The organism is Lelliottia nimipressuralis, assembly GCF_041464075.1.
In the GTDB taxonomy this organism is placed as follows: domain Bacteria; phylum Pseudomonadota; class Gammaproteobacteria; order Enterobacterales; family Enterobacteriaceae; genus Enterobacter; species Enterobacter nimipressuralis.
This window is the reverse complement of sequence record NZ_CP167172.1, coordinates 280,714-298,986: the sequence shown is the minus strand read 5'-3', so window position 1 is coordinate 298,986 and position 18,273 is coordinate 280,714. Positions and strand designations below refer to the sequence as shown.

16 protein-coding genes are annotated in these 18,273 nt (G+C 55.2%); 7 read left to right on the top strand and 9 right to left on the bottom strand.

Translation table 11 applies throughout. From position 1 onward, the window contains the following. The first annotated feature begins 4 nt into the window (after positions 1 to 4). From fliR to ACB496_RS01365, 3 genes are read left to right on the top strand one after another with little or no spacing between them, the layout of a single operon-like run. Positions 5 to 778 (top strand): flagellar biosynthetic protein FliR, encoded by a 774-nt coding sequence (gene fliR / locus ACB496_RS01375; RefSeq protein WP_371974123.1) that lies wholly within the window; start codon positions 5 to 7, stop codon positions 776 to 778. Beyond that, positions 775 to 1,911 carry a flagellar biosynthesis protein FlhB gene (gene flhB / locus ACB496_RS01370; protein WP_371975201.1) on the top strand — a complete coding sequence of 379 codons (1,137 nt, stop codon included), beginning with the start codon at positions 775 to 777 and terminating at the stop codon, positions 1,909 to 1,911. Before fliR ends, flhB begins: the two co-directional genes overlap by 4 nt. Continuing rightward, positions 1,898 to 3,994: a flagellar biosynthesis protein FlhA gene (locus tag ACB496_RS01365; protein WP_100778044.1), complete on the top strand. Its 2,097-nt coding sequence runs from the start codon at positions 1,898 to 1,900 to the stop codon at positions 3,992 to 3,994. Before flhB ends, ACB496_RS01365 begins: the two co-directional genes overlap by 14 nt. Before the next feature lie 81 nt (positions 3,995 to 4,075). Here the strand turns inward: ACB496_RS01365 and ACB496_RS01360 are convergent, their stop codons facing one another. Continuing rightward, positions 4,076 to 5,062, bottom strand: a complete 987-nt coding sequence (locus ACB496_RS01360) for a lysozyme inhibitor LprI family protein (protein WP_100778045.1) — start codon at positions 5,060 to 5,062, stop codon at positions 4,076 to 4,078. Between the two features lie 174 nt (positions 5,063 to 5,236). On the opposite strand from ACB496_RS01360, the gene ACB496_RS01355 reads away from it, so the two are divergent. Both ACB496_RS01355 and ACB496_RS01350 read left to right on the top strand, forming a co-directional pair. Then, complete coding sequence (locus ACB496_RS01355) at positions 5,237 to 5,485, top strand: hypothetical protein (protein ID WP_100778046.1); 249 nt, start codon at positions 5,237 to 5,239, stop codon at positions 5,483 to 5,485. A gap of 227 nt (positions 5,486 to 5,712) precedes the next feature. Further along, on the top strand, positions 5,713 to 6,474 hold the full coding sequence (locus tag ACB496_RS01350) for an EAL domain-containing protein (protein WP_371974120.1): 762 nt from the start codon (positions 5,713 to 5,715) through the stop codon (positions 6,472 to 6,474). Positions 6,475 to 6,623: 149 nt separating this feature from the next. Here the strand turns inward: ACB496_RS01350 and ssb1 are convergent, their stop codons facing one another. Then, positions 6,624 to 7,151 (bottom strand): single-stranded DNA-binding protein SSB1, encoded by a 528-nt coding sequence (gene ssb1 / locus ACB496_RS01345; RefSeq protein ID WP_371974118.1) that lies wholly within the window; start codon positions 7,149 to 7,151, stop codon positions 6,624 to 6,626. Positions 7,152 to 7,397: 246 nt separating this feature from the next. Here ssb1 and uvrA point away from each other — a divergent pair, with 246 nt between their 5' ends. Beyond that, positions 7,398 to 10,220 (top strand): excinuclease ABC subunit UvrA, encoded by a 2,823-nt coding sequence (uvrA, locus tag ACB496_RS01340; RefSeq protein ID WP_100778050.1) that lies wholly within the window; start codon positions 7,398 to 7,400, stop codon positions 10,218 to 10,220. A 3-nt stretch (positions 10,221 to 10,223) separates the two neighbouring features. Here uvrA and ACB496_RS01335 read toward each other — a convergent pair whose 3' ends face one another. The 5 genes from ACB496_RS01335 to dnaB form a co-directional block, all read right to left on the bottom strand. After that, positions 10,224 to 10,577 (bottom strand): MmcQ/YjbR family DNA-binding protein, encoded by a 354-nt coding sequence (locus ACB496_RS01335; protein ID WP_100778051.1) that lies wholly within the window; start codon positions 10,575 to 10,577, stop codon positions 10,224 to 10,226. Positions 10,578 to 10,694: 117 nt separating this feature from the next. Beyond that, positions 10,695 to 11,408 (bottom strand): acid phosphatase AphA, encoded by a 714-nt coding sequence (gene aphA / locus ACB496_RS01330; RefSeq protein WP_100778052.1) that lies wholly within the window; start codon positions 11,406 to 11,408, stop codon positions 10,695 to 10,697. A gap of 275 nt (positions 11,409 to 11,683) precedes the next feature. After that, positions 11,684 to 12,877: an aromatic amino acid transaminase gene (gene tyrB / locus ACB496_RS01325; protein ID WP_102105616.1), complete on the bottom strand. Its 1,194-nt coding sequence runs from the start codon at positions 12,875 to 12,877 to the stop codon at positions 11,684 to 11,686. A gap of 131 nt (positions 12,878 to 13,008) precedes the next feature. Further along, on the bottom strand, positions 13,009 to 14,088 hold the full coding sequence (gene alr, locus ACB496_RS01320; protein WP_371974115.1) for an alanine racemase: 1,080 nt from the start codon (positions 14,086 to 14,088) through the stop codon (positions 13,009 to 13,011). A gap of 90 nt (positions 14,089 to 14,178) precedes the next feature. Next, positions 14,179 to 15,591 carry a replicative DNA helicase gene (dnaB, locus tag ACB496_RS01315; protein WP_100778055.1) on the bottom strand — a complete coding sequence of 471 codons (1,413 nt, stop codon included), beginning with the start codon at positions 15,589 to 15,591 and terminating at the stop codon, positions 14,179 to 14,181. 74 nt (positions 15,592 to 15,665) lie between these two features. Here dnaB and ACB496_RS01310 point away from each other — a divergent pair, with 74 nt between their 5' ends. After that, positions 15,666 to 16,649 carry a quinone oxidoreductase gene (locus ACB496_RS01310; protein WP_100778056.1) on the top strand — a complete coding sequence of 328 codons (984 nt, stop codon included), beginning with the start codon at positions 15,666 to 15,668 and terminating at the stop codon, positions 16,647 to 16,649. Positions 16,650 to 16,826: 177 nt separating this feature from the next. Here ACB496_RS01310 and pspG read toward each other — a convergent pair whose 3' ends face one another. Both pspG and dusA read right to left on the bottom strand, forming a co-directional pair. Next, a complete protein-coding gene (pspG, locus tag ACB496_RS01305; protein ID WP_100778057.1) occupies positions 16,827 to 17,069 on the bottom strand; it encodes an envelope stress response protein PspG in 243 nt (80 codons plus the stop codon). 138 nt (positions 17,070 to 17,207) lie between these two features. Then, positions 17,208 to 18,203, bottom strand: coding sequence for a tRNA dihydrouridine(20/20a) synthase DusA (gene dusA, locus ACB496_RS01300; RefSeq protein WP_371974112.1), 996 nt, complete (start codon positions 18,201 to 18,203; stop codon positions 17,208 to 17,210). Between the last annotated feature and the right edge of the window lie 70 nt (positions 18,204 to 18,273).

Below are 18,273 nucleotides of genomic sequence, written 5' to 3'. Positions count from 1 at the left end.
GGCCATGGGCATCGATATTCTCACTCTGATTAACCCGCTGATGGCGCTCGTTCTGCCGTTTGTGCGCATTCTGGCGTTTATCCACTTTTGCCCGGTGCTGGATAACCGCGCCTTTAGCAAACGCATCAAAGCGGCGCTCGCCCTCGCGCTGTCGGTGATTATCACCCCGATGCTGCCGGAAAAAGTGCTGCTCACCGGGCTGCTGTCGGTGCGTACCCTTCTGCTCATCGGCGAGCAGATGCTGTGGGGCATGCTGTTTGGCATGGCAATGCATTTGGTGTTTGTCGCCCTGCAAACCGCCGGACATATTCTTTCAATGAATATGGGCCTTGGGATGGCGATGATGAACGACCCGGTCAACGGCAGCTCAACCACCGTGATTTCGCAGATTATTTACACCTTTTGCGCCCTGCTGTTTTTCATTATGGACGGGCATCTGCTGGTGGTGACGATTCTGTTTAAAGGCTTTGTCTGGTGGCCCCTCGGTCAGGCGATTAATAAACCGACATTATTATTAATCGTACAAAGCCTGGGCTGGATAATGTCTGCGGCGACATTAATCGCCCTTCCCACCACCTTTGTGATGCTGATTGTGCAAGGGGGGTTTGGCCTGCTGAACCGCATCTCTCCGACCCTGAACCTGTTCTCGCTCGGCTTTCCCATCAGCATGCTGTTCGGCCTGCTCTGTATTTCGATGATGATGACCAATATTCCCGACCACTATCTCAACCTGACCAATGAAATTCTGGCCAGGCTCGAAGCCGTAAGGAGCCACTGATGGCCCAGGGCGGAGATAAGAGCGAAAAACCCACTCCCCAGAAACTGCGCAAGGCACGGGAAAAGGGCGATCTGCCGCGCTCGAAAGACCTGACCATGGCGGTGGGGCTGCTGACCTCGTTTATCACTTTGAGCAGCTTTTTCCCCTATTACCAGCAGCTGATTACGGAATCTTTTACCTCGGTGGGAATGATGGCCGGGCGGCTGGACGATAGCGGCGCGCTGAGCCAGTTTCTGATGCTCAACGTCTCGGTGATCCTGCGCTTTATCGCCACCCTCGCGCCGATTCCACTGGCCTGTATTGTGGCGAGCCTGATCCCCGGCGGCTGGATTTTTACGCTGTCGAAGCTGAAGCCCGATTTCAAAAAAATCAGCCCGATCAGCGGCATAAAGCGCATGTTTGCCGCCAGCCATTACGTGGAAGTGGGCAAGATGATGCTCAAGTGCGGGGTGATTCTGGCGGTGCTGTATTCGATGGTTCACAGCTCCCTGAATCCGCTGCTGCATCTGCAGCGCCTGAACCTCAACCAGGCGATCCACGCCGGTTTTGGCATTTTTCACCATGTGCTGATCTACTTCATTTCGGTGATTGTGATTTTTGCTCTGCTCGACGTGCCGCTGACCAAATTCATGTTCACCAAAAAGATGCGCATGACCAAGCAAGAGGTGAAGGAAGAGTACAAAAATAACGACGGGAATCCGCAGATCAAGGGGCGTATCCGCCAGCTCCAGCGCCAGATGGCGATGGGGCAGATTAACCGCACCGTACCGGAAGCGGACGTGATCATCACCAACCCAACCCATTTCGCGGTGGCGCTGAAATACGATCCGAACAAAGCAGAAGCCCCGTACATCGTGGCGAAAGGGGTCGATGATATCGCCCTCTACATCCGTGAAGTGGCAAGCCAGCACCAGATTGAAGTGGTGGAGTTTCCGCCGCTGGCGCGAGCGGTTTACCACTCCACGCGCGTTAACCAGCAAATTCCGGCCCAGCTTTTTCGCGCCATTGCGCATGTGCTGACCTACGTCATGCAGCTCAAATCCTGGCGCACCGGCCAGCTTGAGGCCAAACCGAACCTGAACAAACAGATCAACATTCCTAAAGAGGTATTAAAAACCCATGGCGAACAGTAAGTCACAGCAAATGCTTGCCATTCTCCGTCAGGGCCGCATCGGCGTACCGATATTACTGCTCAGCGTGCTGGCGATGGTGATGTTGCCATTGTCTCCGCTGATGCTGGATATTTTGTTTACCTTCAACATCGTGCTGGCCGTGACGGTCCTGCTGGTGGCGGTAAACATGCAGCGTCCGCTCGATTTTGCCGTGTTCCCGACGCTCCTGCTGATCACCACCCTGATGCGACTGACCCTGAACGTCGCCTCCACGCGCGTGGTGTTACTCCACGGCCACGAAGGGGAAGGTGCAGCCGGTAAGGTGATCGAGGCCTTTGGACAGGTGGTGATCGGCGGCGATTTCGTCGTCGGTTTTGTCGTATTCATCATCCTGATGATCATCAACTTTGTGGTGGTCACCAAAGGGGCAGAACGTATCTCCGAAGTGTCGGCGCGTTTTACCCTTGATGCCCTGCCCGGTAAACAGATGGCGATCGACGCCGACCTGAATGCGGGGCTAATTAACCAGAAACAGGCGCGCGATCGGCGTAAAGAGGTGTCGAAAGAGGCCGACTTCTACGGCGCGATGGACGGAGCCTCGAAGTTTGTCCGTGGTGACGCCATCGCCGGGATCATGGTGCTGGTGATTAACGTCATCGGCGGGATCTGTATCGGTATCTTCAAATACGATCTTGATGCCAGCCACGCGTTCCAGCAGTACGTTCTGCTGACCATCGGTGACGGCCTGGCGGCGCAGATCCCTTCCCTGCTGCTGGCGACCGCCGCAGCGATTATCGTGACGCGCGTCAGCGACGGCGATGACGTCAGCGATGAGATCAAAACCCAGCTGCTGGCCAAACCGCATGTGCTCTACACCGCCGCCTTCGTCATGTTTATTCTGGCGATTGTCCCCGGTATGCCACATATCGCGTTTCTGTGCTTCACCGGTTTACTGCTGTTTGCCGCCTGGCGGCAGAGCAAAGTGGTTAAACCCGCCGAAGAAGAGACGGATTACGAGGCGATCACCGATGCACTGGGCCAGGATGTCGCGCCTGCCATCAACTGGGAAAGCATTCCGCTGGTGGAGCCGATTGGCCTGAATCTGGGGTACAAACTGGTGACGCTGATTGACTCGGCAAAGGGCAGCCCGCTGTCGCAACGTATTCGCGGGGTGCGCCAGGTGGTGTCTGAGCAGTGTGGCGTGCTGCTGCCGGAGATTCGCATCCGGGAGAATTTCCGCCTCAAGCCTGCGCAATATGCGATTCATATCAACGGCATCCGCACTGCGCTGGCGGAGGTGTATGCTGAAAAACTGATGGCGATTCCAGGGGCGGAGCTTTACGGCGAAATCGACGGCGTGCTGGATACGGATCCGGCGTACGGCATGGCGATCGTCTGGATCGACCCGGAACAGAAAGCCAATGCATTAAATCTGGGTTATCAGGTAGTGGACTGCGCCAGCGTGGTCGCGACGCACGTGAATAAAGTCGCCCGCGAGCATCTGCCGGAACTGTTTAATTACGACGATATTACCCATCTGCACGCCCGTCTGGCGCAACAGGCACCGAAGCTGGCGGAGGATCTGTCGAACGCCCTCAACTTTAGCCTGCTGCTGCGGATTTATCGCCAGCTGCTGCTGGAGCAGGTGTCACTGAAAGATATCGTCACCATCGCCTCGACGCTGCTGGAAAGCTCGGCAGTGACTAAAGATCCGATCCTGCTGACCTCCGACGTGCGTTACGCCCTGCGTCGCGCCATTATTCATAATATCAATGGTGACCGGCAGAAGCTGGCGGCCTACACCATTGATAACGCGCTGGAGAATATGCTGCTGGGCGCGCTAAATCAGTCTCAACAGAGTGGAAAAGTGGCGCTGGATAGCTTCCCGGTCGACCCGAACATTCTGACGCAGTTGCAGAACACGATGCCGATTATTCAGGAGCAGATGAAAGCGAAAGGGATGCCACCGCTGCTGCTGGTGACGCCGCAGCTGCGACCATTGATTTCACGCTATGGACGTCTGTTTGCCAGCAATTTGAATGTGCTGTCGTATAACGAGGTGCCGGATGACAGTGATTTGACGATTGTGGGGACGTTGTCGTAGTCCGTGATGAATGCCCGGCGGCACTGCGTGAGCGGTTTTGTCAGCCGGGCAAGCGCTGCGTTACCCGGCAATTCCTGCCAATTAATCATCCAAAAAACGCAGTTTCCATCCGGCGAGGGTGCGCGGCATATGGCGCTGATCGCTACCGTCGGTGCTGTAATAGCTGAACATCAGGCCACCCCCTTTCGCTGGCGAAATCAGCCCGGCCCAGATTTCCCCTTTCGGCGTGTACATCACGATAGCCGTGTGTTTATTTGCCGCACCTTGCACCCACATGGAGATCACGCGGGCACCGATGTTGTCGATATCATTCTGATAAATATAGACGTTCGCGCTGTTGACGAAGTTCTGGTAATCGTCGCCGACCAGCGTGCGGAATTTGTCGTCGAGGGCGGCATCCTGGAAGATCCCGAGGGTGAGCAGCGTCGCTTTGGGGCGCGGATCGTGTTCCGCCATCTGATAAGCGCCATCGAGGAATACCCCGGCTGGCATCGACATGCGGCAGCCCCAGTCGGAGTTACTGTAAACCTGGAGGGAGCCGTCGTGTTTGGGGATCAGCAGCAGTTTGCAGTTATTGGTGTCCACCACCTTCTCGACCACCAGCATCCCGTAGAGTTTGCGTGCCTCAGCGGTGAATTCATCTTTGTTTAACCCCGCCCAGGCACGAATATCCAGCGTCTCGCTCCACTGGGCACTGCGACTGAACTGGATCACCCCGCCGCTCATATTGGGCGCCAGCATGTTCCACCATTTGCCTTCCCACTTAAAATCGCGGTTAACGTTGGAAATCCCACTGATCCCGGCGTAGTACGCACGTTCAATGCAGACAGCGGTTGTGCATTTTTCCAGCAGTTTTTCCCAGTGGAGATACTCTTTATCGTTTGCCGCCAGACCATCCTGATGAATCGCCTGCTGATAAACCACCGACAGGGTGCTGTCGAGCCAGTGCAAGTTGTCGTTATTACAAATCGTATTTTCCAGCGGCGTGACGGCTCTTTGGCAGTTCACCGCCATGGCGCTGCTGCTCAACATTAGCATGAGGCAAAACAGAATGCGGCGAGAGATCATAATTGCTCAACTTTCATCCAATAATAGCTCTATTGTGGCGAATGCCTCCCCACTTTGCAATATAAACCCATTCAGGGTATCTATATTTATAATTAATGAGAATGAGGTGTTAAGTTTTGTTGGTATTTTGTCGCAATATTAAAAATGGGATGATTAAATTATGGATACTTAATAATGAAAATTGACAGTAGTAATTTGACCATGGCAACCGTAGCCGCCTACGGATCGCAAACAGAATCCTCGCGCAGCCCCTTAGGTATAAAACGCTCCAGTGGAAATGCATGTCCACAAAGCGGTTACTGGCGAATAGATAACCCTGCGGTGACCAATGTGGTAAATGTTATAAAGGGTGACACGATGCCCTGGCAAAATGGCTACCCCGTCACCTGGAAACTTATCGAATACGATTTAAAGAACGAATGAGGTTATTGTTATTCACTCTATGGGAAATTTCATTTCCAGATGTAAAACAATAAAATTTCCCATAATATTATTCTTTCCCGTTTCAAACGCTTTTCCGTATTTATACTTCCTGCAGAATTCTGTAATACACTGGCTTATTCTGCACCGCCGCATTGTTACCCTTCCTGTTTAAGTCTGGCGCAGAGTGTGTCGCTTTGAACGGGTAACGTTATGGTGATGAGGCTGGCATGGAAAAAAGTACACATTTTGTTGTTCAGTGTGTCGAAAAAAACAAGCTCGATGCTGGTATCGATTTTGTTATTCAACCCATTTTCGATCTTTCGCGCTTCGCCTGTATAGGCGGTGAAGTTCTGGTGCGCGGCACCCATCGGCGCAATATCGTGCCACCGAATTGTTTTATCAGCCAGCTGGAAGAGACGGGCGGAATTTTGCCGATGGGTGATTATGTCATGGCCCAGGCATTTAAATTTATCGCCAGACAGCCGCAGGCGTTGCGGGAAAATCCGCTTTTTACCCTGAATATTTCACAGGTACAGTTGAACGATAATGATTTTTCGGCGCGCGCGTTAGACATGATGCAGCAAAATAATCTGTCACCGCGAAACTTTATTTTTGAAATTACGGATATCATCGATACACCGGAAGAATCTGTCTGCCAAAATCTCGACCGGCTGAGCGAAGCCGGCATTCAGCTCGCCTGGGATGGTATTGACAGCCTGGAGACATTGAAATCACGGCTTGCTATCTGGACAACAGATTATATTAAGCTCGACAGAAGTTGTCTGACTGCCGGAAATATCGAAAAGACGTTTTTAATGCTGGATTATATCAATGAGATTGATATCGATGTCATTATTGAAGGCGTGGAAAATTACACGCACGTCTCCGCGATGCTGCGCCACGGTGTGAAATACGGACAAGGTTTTCTCTTCTCCCGCCCGATCAGTAAAGAGCATTTTCACCAGGAGTATATGCAGCCCGAACGCTAGCCATTTTCCCTGGAGAGATAAAAAACAAAAAGCCCCAAAAAGGGGCTTTTGCGTTTTATCACCGGGCGGCGCTGCGCTTCTCTGGCCTGCAAAATGATGAGCAGGCCAGTGCAAACAGCGTGCCGCCAGGCGACAGCACGGTCTGAGTCTTAGAACGGGATATCGTCGTCGAAATCCATTGGTGGTTCATTAGACGGTGCTGGAGCAGACTGCTGCTGCGGACGAGACTGCGCGCCGCCGCTGAACTGATTGCCGCCCTGTGGCTGCTGAGGCTGACCCCAGCTGCCCTGCTGCTGCTGGCCGCCGCCCGCAGGTGCGCCACCGCTCTGACGGCCACCCAGCATCTGCATGGTGCCGCCGACGTTTACCACAACTTCAGTGGTGTACTTTTCTGCACCGGACTGATCGGTCCATTTACGGGTACGAAGCTGACCTTCGATATACACCTGAGAACCTTTACGCAGATATTCACCAGCCACTTCTGCCAGTTTGCCGAACAGCACAACGCGGTGCCATTCAGTCTGCTCTTTCATCTCACCGGTCGCTTTATCACGCCAGGATTCGGAAGTAGCCAGCGTAATGTTGGCAACTGCGCCACCACTCGGCATGTAGCGTACTTCCGGGTCCTGGCCCAGATTACCGACGAGAATCACCTTGTTTACGCCTCTGCTGGCCATGATTGTGTCTCCTGAATACGTTTCTTAATAGTGTAAACGCGCGAGTGTACCATTTCCACGGTGCAATTTGATAGCTGCGACCGCGATTCCACAGAACTCACGCTACCTAAACATTGTTGCACATTAAATCGGAACCTGCTTTCCAATACTGTATATTAAAACAGGTCAGATTGTGTCATAATTAGCCGTTTCTGCCGTTTGTCCTTCAAACAAACCAGGCATCCGAGTCTCTACCGGGAAAGGTGAATGGATAAGATCGAAGTACGGGGCGCCCGCACCCATAATCTCAAGAATATCAACCTCATAATCCCTCGCGACAAGCTGATTGTCGTGACCGGGCTATCGGGTTCTGGCAAGTCATCTCTGGCTTTCGACACCTTGTATGCCGAAGGACAGCGTCGTTACGTTGAATCGCTCTCCGCCTATGCGCGTCAGTTCCTGTCACTGATGGAAAAGCCGGACGTCGACCATATCGAAGGGTTGTCGCCTGCGATTTCCATTGAGCAGAAATCAACGTCCCACAACCCGCGTTCTACGGTCGGTACGATTACTGAAATTCATGACTATCTGCGCCTGCTGTTTGCCCGCGTGGGCGAGCCGCGCTGCCCGGATCATGACGTGCCGCTGGCCGCGCAAACCGTCAGTCAGATGGTGGATAACGTGCTGGCGCAGCCTGAAGGCAAGCGCCTGATGCTGCTGGCGCCTATCATTAAAGACAGGAAAGGCGAGCACACCAAAACGCTGGAAAACCTGGCAAGCCAGGGCTACATCCGCGCGCGTATCGACGGGGAAGTGTGTGACCTTTCCGATCCGCCGAAGCTGGAACTGCAAAAGAAACACACCATTGAAGTGGTGATTGACCGCTTTAAAGTGCGCGACGATCTCACGCAGCGTCTGGCCGAATCGTTCGAAACGGCGCTGGAGCTGTCGGGTGGGTCCGCTATCGTCGCGGATATGGACGATGCGAAAGCCGAAGAGCTGCTCTTCTCCGCGAACTTTGCCTGTCCGATTTGCGGCTACAGCATGCGCGAACTGGAACCACGTCTGTTCTCGTTCAACAACCCGGCTGGCGCGTGCCCTACCTGTGATGGTCTGGGCGTGCAGCAATATTTCGATCCGGATCGCATCATTCAGAATCCGGAGCTTTCGCTGGCGGGTGGCGCGATTCGCGGCTGGGATCGCCGTAATTTCTACTACTTCCAGATGCTGAAATCTCTGGCCGAACACTATAAGTTCGACATCGAAGCGCCGTGGGCGAGTTTAAGCCCAAATGTTCATAAAGTGGTGCTGTCAGGTTCCGGCAAAGAGAACATCGAGTTCAAGTACATGAACGATCGCGGCGATACCTCCGTGCGCCGCCATCCGTTCGAAGGCGTGCTGCATAACATGGAACGCCGCTACAAAGAGACCGAGTCCAGCGCAGTGCGCGAGGAGCTGGCGAAGTTTATCAGCAACCGCTCCTGCACCACCTGTGAAGGGACGCGTCTGCGCCGCGAGGCTCGCCATGTCTTTGTCGAGAACACGGCGCTGCCGACCATCTCAGACATGAGCATCGGCCACGCGATGGACTTCTTCACCAATCTTAAGCTCTCCGGCCAGCGCGCGCAGATTGCGGAGAAAGTGCTGAAAGAGATTGGCGATCGCCTGAAGTTCCTCGTGAACGTCGGCCTGAACTATCTGTCACTTTCTCGCTCAGCGGAGACCCTCTCCGGCGGCGAAGCGCAGCGTATCCGTCTGGCAAGCCAGATTGGCGCGGGCTTAGTCGGGGTGATGTACGTGCTGGATGAGCCGTCCATCGGCCTGCACCAGCGCGATAACGAACGCCTGCTCGGCACGCTGATCCACCTGCGTAATTTGGGCAACACGGTGATTGTGGTCGAGCACGACGAAGACGCAATCCGCGCCGCAGACCACGTCATCGATATCGGCCCTGGCGCGGGTGTGCATGGCGGCCAGGTGGTCGCCGAAGGGACGCTGGCCGACATCATGGCCGTTCCGGAGTCGTTGACCGGGCAGTTCATGAGCGGCAAACGCAAAATCGACGTGCCGAAGCAGCGCGTTGCGGCCAACCCAGAGAAAGTGCTGAAGCTGACTGGCGCGCGCGGCAACAACCTGAAAGACGTCACGCTGACGCTGCCGGTTGGGCTGTTCACCTGTGTCACCGGGGTGTCGGGTTCCGGTAAATCGACGCTGATTAACGATACCTTGTTCCCGATTGCACAGACTCAGCTGAACGGTGCAACGCTCGCCGAGCCAGCGCCGTATCGCGACATTCAGGGCCTGGAACATTTCGATAAAGTGATCGATATCGACCAAAGCCCGATTGGCCGTACGCCGCGTTCAAACCCGGCTACGTATACGGGCGTCTTTACGCCTGTACGTGAACTGTTTGCCGGTGTTCCTGAATCACGCTCGCGTGGGTATACGCCAGGACGTTTCAGCTTTAACGTGCGCGGTGGCCGCTGTGAAGCCTGTCAGGGCGACGGTGTGATCAAAGTTGAAATGCACTTCCTGCCGGATATCTACGTGCCGTGCGATCAGTGCAAAGGCAAGCGCTATAACCGCGAAACGCTGGAGATTAAGTACAAAGGCAAAACGATCCACGAAGTGCTGGATATGACCATTGAAGAGGCGCGTGAGTTCTTCGATGCGGTGCCTGCGCTGGCGCGTAAGCTGCAAACGCTGATGGACGTGGGGCTGACCTACATTCGTCTCGGGCAGTCAGCGACAACGCTCTCCGGCGGTGAAGCCCAGCGCGTGAAGCTGGCGCGTGAACTGTCGAAACGCGGCACAGGCCAGACGCTGTATATCCTGGATGAGCCAACCACCGGCCTGCACTTTGCCGATATCCAGCAGTTGCTTGAAGTGCTGCATCAGCTGCGCGATCAGGGCAACACCATTGTGGTCATTGAGCACAATCTGGATGTCATCAAAACCGCAGACTGGATTGTGGATCTCGGTCCGGAAGGCGGCAGCGGCGGCGGTGAAATCCTCGTCTCCGGTACGCCAGAGACAGTTGCCGAGTGCGAAGCCTCGCACACCGCGCGCTTCCTTAAACCTCTGCTGTAATCCTCAGTCTGAAAGCTGCTGTCGGGTATTTTCCGGCAGCAGTTCAAAGGCCTGCTTGTAAGAGGCATCCACCAAATAGTAAATCTGCGAATCGGGCAGCGAGCCGTCGAGATAGACAGTGCTCCAGTGCGCTTTATTCAGATGCTTGCTCGGGCGCACATCGCTGTGCTGCTGACGCAACAGGTCCGCCAGTTCCGGGCTGGTTTTTAACGATGCCGCCGGACGCCCTTCTACCTCTTTTACCATCGCAAACAGCACGTCAGCCACTTTGATCTGCGTGGCTTTCCAGTCGCTGTGGACACTTTGCCCGGCGCCCGGTTTATTCATGCAATATTGCAGTATCTCCGAAATTGTCATCTTTGCTCCCCTGTGAGTGGGTTGAGTGCGACCTGAGGACTTGCCTCTTTAAGTGTGCAGCAAGACGACAAAAGGTAAACCCGGGCAGGCCCGATTTGTACAAATAATCATCGATTATCAGTATTCAGAATTAACAATCACCTCTTCGCCAAAAGAGCCGGCCATGGGCAGCGGGCGGTACGTCGAGTTGGAGGCACGCAGAACGCGGATGCCACGAGCACCGACATCACGGGCGGCAGAGATATCGTTATCCGAATCGCCGTAGAACACTTTGATATTTTTCTGTTCCAGCCACTGGGTTTTGGTGTTTTGCCCGTGCTTGTCCCCGGCAAAAATCACCGGATTCATATTCGCTGGCGGAATGGAAAAATCGCCCTGCAGGGTTTTGCTGACGGTTTCCGTTTTGGTCTGGCTGCGACCGGTGATGAAATAGATGCTGTCGCCGCGTTTTACGTGCATCGCAATCAGTGCGCGACCCACCTCTTTCGGGATACTGAATTCATCCCAGCCGTTGTTCATTTTTTCCCAGAATTCCGGGTTCTTCAGATACTCCTCGCTCTCAGGCGAGTAAGTTTTTTTGCCTCGCCAGAAGCCAGGGCTGGAAAAGAGGACGGTATCGTCGATGTCAAAACCGACAGCCATTGGCGCGCGGCCCATCAGGCTATTTTCAATTTGTGCCACGGAGACCCAGTGAATGGGGGCTTGTTCAGCCAGAATGGCGGCGGTGGTTCCGGTGTAAAGCGGCGTTGGTGCGGAGGCTCGGGCACCGACTGCACTATTAAGCGAGAACAATAAGCAGGCGGCGCTGAGCGCCAGTGTGATCTTGCGCATGTATTCCCCTGAATATTCAGTTTGTTATCGTTTTAAATTGAGCGAATGGTCAAAAATCTATCAGACCTTAACCCCTGAGCCAGGCGAAGGAAAGGAAATTTTTCAGATTGTCCCTGGTAAAGGGAGGGATATCACAAAGCGAGAAAAACAAAAAAGCCGGGTGGCCATTGCGCCTTACCCGGCCTGCGATTCAGGTCGTGGTCGCCGTTGTTGGCCCGGTACGCACAGCGCAACCGGGCGTTAAAAGGTACGAACCCAAAAGAGTAAGTGAGTGCTTACATTACAGCCGCAAACGCCTGTGCGACGCGTTGAACGTTATGCGCATTCAGCCCTGCGACACACATACGGCCGCTGGCAATCAGATAGACGCCAAACTCTTCACGCAGACGATCGACCTGCTGCGCGCTCAGCCCGGTGTAGCTGAACATCCCGCGCTGCTTGAGCAGATAATCGAAGTTATGCTCCGGTAACGCGCTTTTCAGGGCGTTAACCAGCGCCTGACGCATCGCCAGAATACGCGTACGCATCGCTTCCACTTCAGCAAGCCAGGTCGCTTTCAGGCCCTCATCGCCCAGAACCGTCGCCACGACCTGCGCACCGAAAGCCGGCGGGCTGGAGTAGATACGACGGACGGTGGCTTTGAGCTGGCCGAGCACGCGGCCTGCTGCCTGTTCGTCTTCGCAGACCACCGACAACCCGCCGACGCGCTCGCCGTACAGGGAGAAAATCTTCGAGAAGGAGTTGCTCACCAGTGCTGGCAGCCCGGCGCTGGCAATCGCGCGGATCGCGTAGGCGTCCTCTTCCATGCCTGCGCCAAAGCCCTGATAGGCGATGTCGAGGAACGGGATCAGGTTGCGCGCTTTCAGCACCTCAATGACCGCATCCCACTGGCTGTTGGTCAGATCCGAACCGGTTGGGTTGTGGCAGCATGGGTGCAGCAGGACGATGCTGCGCTCCGGCAAGGTGTGCAGTTTTTCCAGCAGCGCTTCAACGCGTACACCTTTGGTGTCGTTGTCGAACCACGGATAGGTGCTGACGGCAAAGCCCGCGCCTTCAAAAATCGCGACGTGGTTTTCCCAGGTCGGATCGCTGACCCATACGCCTGAATCGGGGAAGTACTTTTTCAAAAAATCGGCGCCCACTTTCAGCGCACCGGAACCGCCCAGCGTCTGAATAGTTGCGACGCGTTTTTGCGTTAATACCGCATGATCGGCACCAAACAGCAACGGCGCAATGGTGTTGCGGTAGGTATTCAGCCCTTCCATCGGCAGATAGAGCGAGGCGCCGTGCGGCACCGCGTTGAGACGCGCTTCGGCTTCGGCCACCGCCTGCAGCTGAGGAATGATGCCGTCTTCGTTGTAGTAAAGACCGATGCTGAGGTTCACTTTGTCGCTGCGTGAATCTTCTTTGAAACGCTCCATTAAGGAGAGTATGGGGTCGCCGGCGTAGGCGTCAACTTTCTGGAACACGCGATGTATCTCCGGATATCTGTCAGGCAGGGATTTCAACAATAAACCGGAAGCGCAAGAAGATCGAGGGGATGTTCATCACAAGGTGCATGCCGGGTGAGGCGAAGCCGCCACCCGGCACTCAATGGGCGTTAATCGACGTACTTCATCGCCACCCGCGACGTGAGGCGCGTGATAAGTTCGTAAGCACTCACTTTCGTAATTTCAGCAATGCGCTCAACGGGTAAACCTTCGCCCCACATCACGACCGGATCGCCCGCTTTGTCGGCGGCATCAGGCCCGAGATCGACGCAAATCATGTCCATCGCGACACGCCCGACAAGCTTCACCTCACGGCCATTCACCAGCACGGGCGTACCGGACGGTGCCGCGCGCGGATAACCGTCGCCGTAGCCCATCGCCACCACGCCGAGACGCGTATCGCGCTCGCTCACCCAGGTGCCGCCGTAGCCAACCGGTTCACCCGCCTGATGCTCACGTACGGCAATCAGGCTGGAGACCAGCGACATCACCGGCTGGAAGCCAAAGTCAGGCCCCCAGTGTTTGCTCTCCAGCGGCGAAACGCCGTAGAGAATAATGCCCGGACGCGCCCAGTCGAAGTGCGACTGCGGCCAGAGCAAAATACCGCCGGACGCCGCGATAGAGCGCATTCCCGGCTTGCCTTCGCAGAAGGTGTTAAAGATGTCGAGCTGCTGCTCCGTGGCGCCGCACTCAGGCTCATCGGCACGGGCAAAGTGGCTGACGATATTCACCGGCTGAAGCACGTTTTTGCACTGGCTCAGGCGCTGATAAAACGCCTCTGCCTGCTCCGGGCGCACGCCCAGGCGATGCATGCCAGTGTCGAGTTTCATCCACACGGTGACCGGCTCGCTGAGGGTCGCAGTTTCTAGTGCGGCCAGCTGCTCTTCGTTATGCACGGCGGTGTGGAGACGTTGATCGGCAATCGTCGTCAGATCGTCGGCTTCGAAAAAGCCTTCGAGTAACAGAATCGGTTGGGTGATGCCGCCCGCGCGCAGGTGCAGGGCTTCTTCGAGACGGGCGACGCCAAAGGCATCGGCATCAGGGAGCGTTCGCGCGGTCTCAAGAAGACCGTGTCCGTAAGCGTTCGCTTTCACGACTGCAACGAGCTTACTGGCGGGCGCCAGTTCACGCAGACGTTGCAGGTTGTGTCGCAGAGCGCGGCGGTTAATGACTACAGTTGCCGCTTGCATTCGAATTCCTTGCCTTAATGAAATAAATCCAATCCTCAAAATCCTTTGCGTTACAGCGGCGGTGGCTGTGACGCGAAGGATGGCGAGGATTTATTCGTCGTCGTACTGCGGCCCCGCATAATTATCAAAACGCGACCACTGACCGTTAAACGTCAGACGCACCGTCCCGATCGGGCCGTTACGCTGCTTACCAATAATGATTTCCGCGATGCCTTTCATGTCGCTGTTCTCGTGATAAACCTCGTCACGGTAGATGAACATGATCAAGTCGGCATCCTGCTCGATGGAGCCAGATTCACGCAGGTCGGAGTTGACCGGGCGCTTATCGGCACGTTGTTCCAGGGAACGGTTAAGCTGTGACAGCGCCACGACGGGCACCTGCAACTCTTTGGCTAACGCCTTGAGTGAGCGAGAAATTTCTGCAATTTCCAGAGTACGGTTATCGGAGAGCGATGGCACGCGCATCAGCTGCAGGTAGTCGATCATAATAAGGCCGATGCCGCCGTGTTCGCGGGCGATACGGCGCGCACGGGAACGCACTTCCGTCGGCGTCAGGCCGGAGGAGTCATCGATATAGATGTTCCGTTTTTCCAGCAGAATGCCCATGGTGCCTGAAATGCGCGCCCAGTCTTCGTCGTCAAGCTGACCCGTACGAATACGGGTCTGATCCACGCGCGACAGGGACGCCAGGGAACGCATCATAATCTGGTCCGATGGCATCTCAAGACTGAAGATAAGCACCGGTTTATCCTGCAACATCGCCGCATTTTCGACGAGGTTCATCGCAAATGTCGTTTTACCCATCGACGGACGCGCCGCGACGATAATCAGATCCGACGGCTGCAAACCGGCGGTTTTTTTGTTCAGATCGTCGTAACCGGTATTTACGCCGGTCACGCCGTCATGCGGTTGCTGGAAAAGCTGTTCGATACGCGCAACGGTAGAGTCGAGTACGTCGGCGATATTTCGCGGACCTTCGTCTTTGTTGGCGCGGCTTTCGGCGATCTTGAAGACGCGGGATTCGGCGAGATCCAGCAAATCTTCGCTGGTGCGGCCCTGCGGATCAAAGCCCGCTTCGGCGATCTCGTTCGCAACGGCGATCATCTCGCGCACAACGGCGCGTTCGCGCACGATATCCGCATAAGCGCTGATGTTCGCCGCACTTGGCGTGTTTTTCGATAACTCTGCCAAGTAGGCAAATCCACCGACTGAATCCAGCTGCCCCTGACGCTCCAGCGATTCTGCCAGTGTAATCAGGTCAATCGGGCTACCGGCTTCCTGCAGGCGCGCCATTTCGGTAAAGATATGGCGGTGTGGACGGGTATAAAAATCGTCGGATACCACGCGCTCGGCGACATCGTCCCAGCGCTCGTTGTCCAGCATTAAACCGCCCAACACCGACTGTTCCGCTTCAATCGAGTGCGGCGGGACTTTGAGTCCGGCGACCTGCAAATCGCGCTCGCGAGGCTCAGTCTGTTTGTTGAAGGGTTTATTTCCTGCCATAGTGAATGGATTACCATAAATTGAGAGACGGGGAAGTATAACCGTCTGCAAATGAATCGACAAAGGAGTTCAACGTGGCAACTCGTATCGAATTTCACAAGCATGGTGGTCCAGAAGTCCTCAAGGCCGTGGAGTTTACCCCCACGCCGCCAGGGGAAAATGAAATCCAGGTCGAAAACAAGGCCATCGGTATCAACTATATCGACACCTATATTCGCGGCGGGCTTTATCCACCGCCAGCCCTGCCGAGCGGTCTGGGGACCGAGGCTGCGGGTGTCGTGGTGAAAATCGGCAGCGGCGTAAAGCATATTAAAGAAGGCGATCGCGTGGTGTACGCCCAGTCGCCGTTGGGCGCGTACAGTTCGATTCACAACGTGCCCGCCGATAAGGCCGCCATTCTGCCGAACGCGATCTCATTCGAACAGGCCGCCGCCTCCTTCCTGAAAGGGCTGACGGTCTATTATCTGCTGCGCAAAACCTACGAAATCAAACCTGACGAGCAGTTCCTGTTCCACGCCGCAGCGGGTGGCGTTGGGCTTATCGCCTGCCAGTGGGCAAAAGCGCTGGGCGCAAAACTGATCGGTACCGTCGGCAGCGCGCAAAAAGCGCAGCGGGCATTACAGGCTGGCGCGTGGCAGGTGATTAACTATCGCGAAGAGAGCATCGCCGAGCGGGTGAAAGAGATCACCGGCGGCAAGAAACTGCGCGTGGTGTATGACTCGGTGGGGAAAGACACCTGGGAAGCGTCGCTGGACTGCCTGCAGCGCCGGGGTTTGATGGTGAGCTTCGGCAACGCCTCGGGCGCGGTTACTGGGGTGAATCTGGGTATTCTGAATCAGAAAGGCTCGCTGTACGTGACGCGCCCTTCCCTGCAAGGCTACATCACCACCCGTGACGAACTGACAGAAGCCAGCAATGAGCTATTTTCGCTGATCGCCAGCGGCGTGATTAAAGTGGACGTGGCTGAGGCGCAGAAATATCCGCTGAGCGATGCACAGCGCGCACATGAGGTGCTGGAGAGTCGTGTGACGCAGGGATCGAGTTTGCTGATCCCTTAAAAAGAATTAGGGCTTCCCGTAGGAAGCCCTTTCTTTTTTTAGTTCGGCTGTATGTAGGGTACAGCTCGATGAATTCTTTAACGGCAGCAATAGTGACAGATTCGATAAGTAAATCCTATTCTGTTCTAAGCATCCCTGCCGGAAAAGTTGCAGGTATGTGACGAAGACCTCAATACCTTAGTAACGAAAGCGGTTATTGCGCTGATACTGTGGGACTTTTGGCGCTTTTATCGCCCGAATTACCCACACCACGGCGACCGCCAACAGCAACCACGGCAGCAGTTTTAGCATCAGTGCAAACAGCCCACCGATAAACATCACCACAGTCGCCACAACCAGTGCCGCCAGAATGCCAAGCAGCGAAATTCCGGTCGCCATCAGCATGACAAAAAATCCAATCACAAACAGCAATTCCAGCATGGCTCTCTCCCACGTCAATACCATAAAGATGTAGTGACTATTACAAGAAACGTGCCAAATTTAACTTATTGAATTCTAAACAAAACGCCCCGCGAACATTCGCAGGGCGTGGTGAATTTGACGAACTTTTAGTGAAAATTATCGCTTGTCAGCGACCAGACGCAGGGCCTGCTCCAGGACTTCAATATCCGCCCCGGCTTTATGCGCATTTTCACTCAGGTAGCGACGCCACTGACGCGCCCCTGGAATGCCCTGGAACAACCCGAGCATATGACGCGTTACGTGGCCCAGATAGGTGCCATTGCTCAGCTCACGTTCGATGTACGGGTACATGGCACGCACCACGGCCACCGGATCGCTATCGGCGCGCTCAATGCCAAAGATCTCGCGATCCACCGAGGCCAGAATACCCGGATTTTGATACGCCTCGCGGCCTACCATGACGCCATCCATATGTTCTAAATGGGCTTTGGCTTCGTCGAGAGACTTGATACCGCCGTTAATCGACATTGTCAGATGCGGGAAATCACGCTTCAGCTGATACACGCGCGGGTAGTCCAGCGGCGGAATTTCACGGTTCTCTTTTGGACTGAGACCGGATAACCAGGCTTTACGCGCGTGGATAATAAACATCTCGCACTCGCCCTTCCCGGATACAGTGTCGATGAAATCGCACAGGAATTCGTAGCTGTCCTGATCGTCGATGCCGATACGGGTTTTGACCGTCACCGGAATCGACACCACATCGCGCATCGCTTTGACGCAATCCGCCACCAGTTGGGCATTCCCCATCAGGCACGCGCCGAACATGCCGTTCTGCACGCGATCGGACGGGCAGCCGACGTTGAGGTTAATTTCGTCGTACCCACGCTCTTGCGCCAGTTTCGCACAATGCGCCAGCGCCGCCGGATCGCTGCCACCAAGCTGCAACGCAACCGGATGCTCTTCTTCGCTGTAGGCCAGATAGTCGCCCTTTCCGTGAATGATCGCCCCGGTGGTGACCATTTCGGTGTACAGCAGCGTGTGGCGAGAGAGCTGACGCAAGAAATAGCGGCAGTGTCTGTCGGTCCAGTCGAGCATCGGCGCGATGGAAAAACGGTGTGCAGGGAAATCGGACTGTAGTTCTGACGGCATGGCGAAGTTTTAAGCATGTGGTGGAAAAGGGGCGCTACTATAGCACAAAGAAAAGCCGGAGGCGCATGGC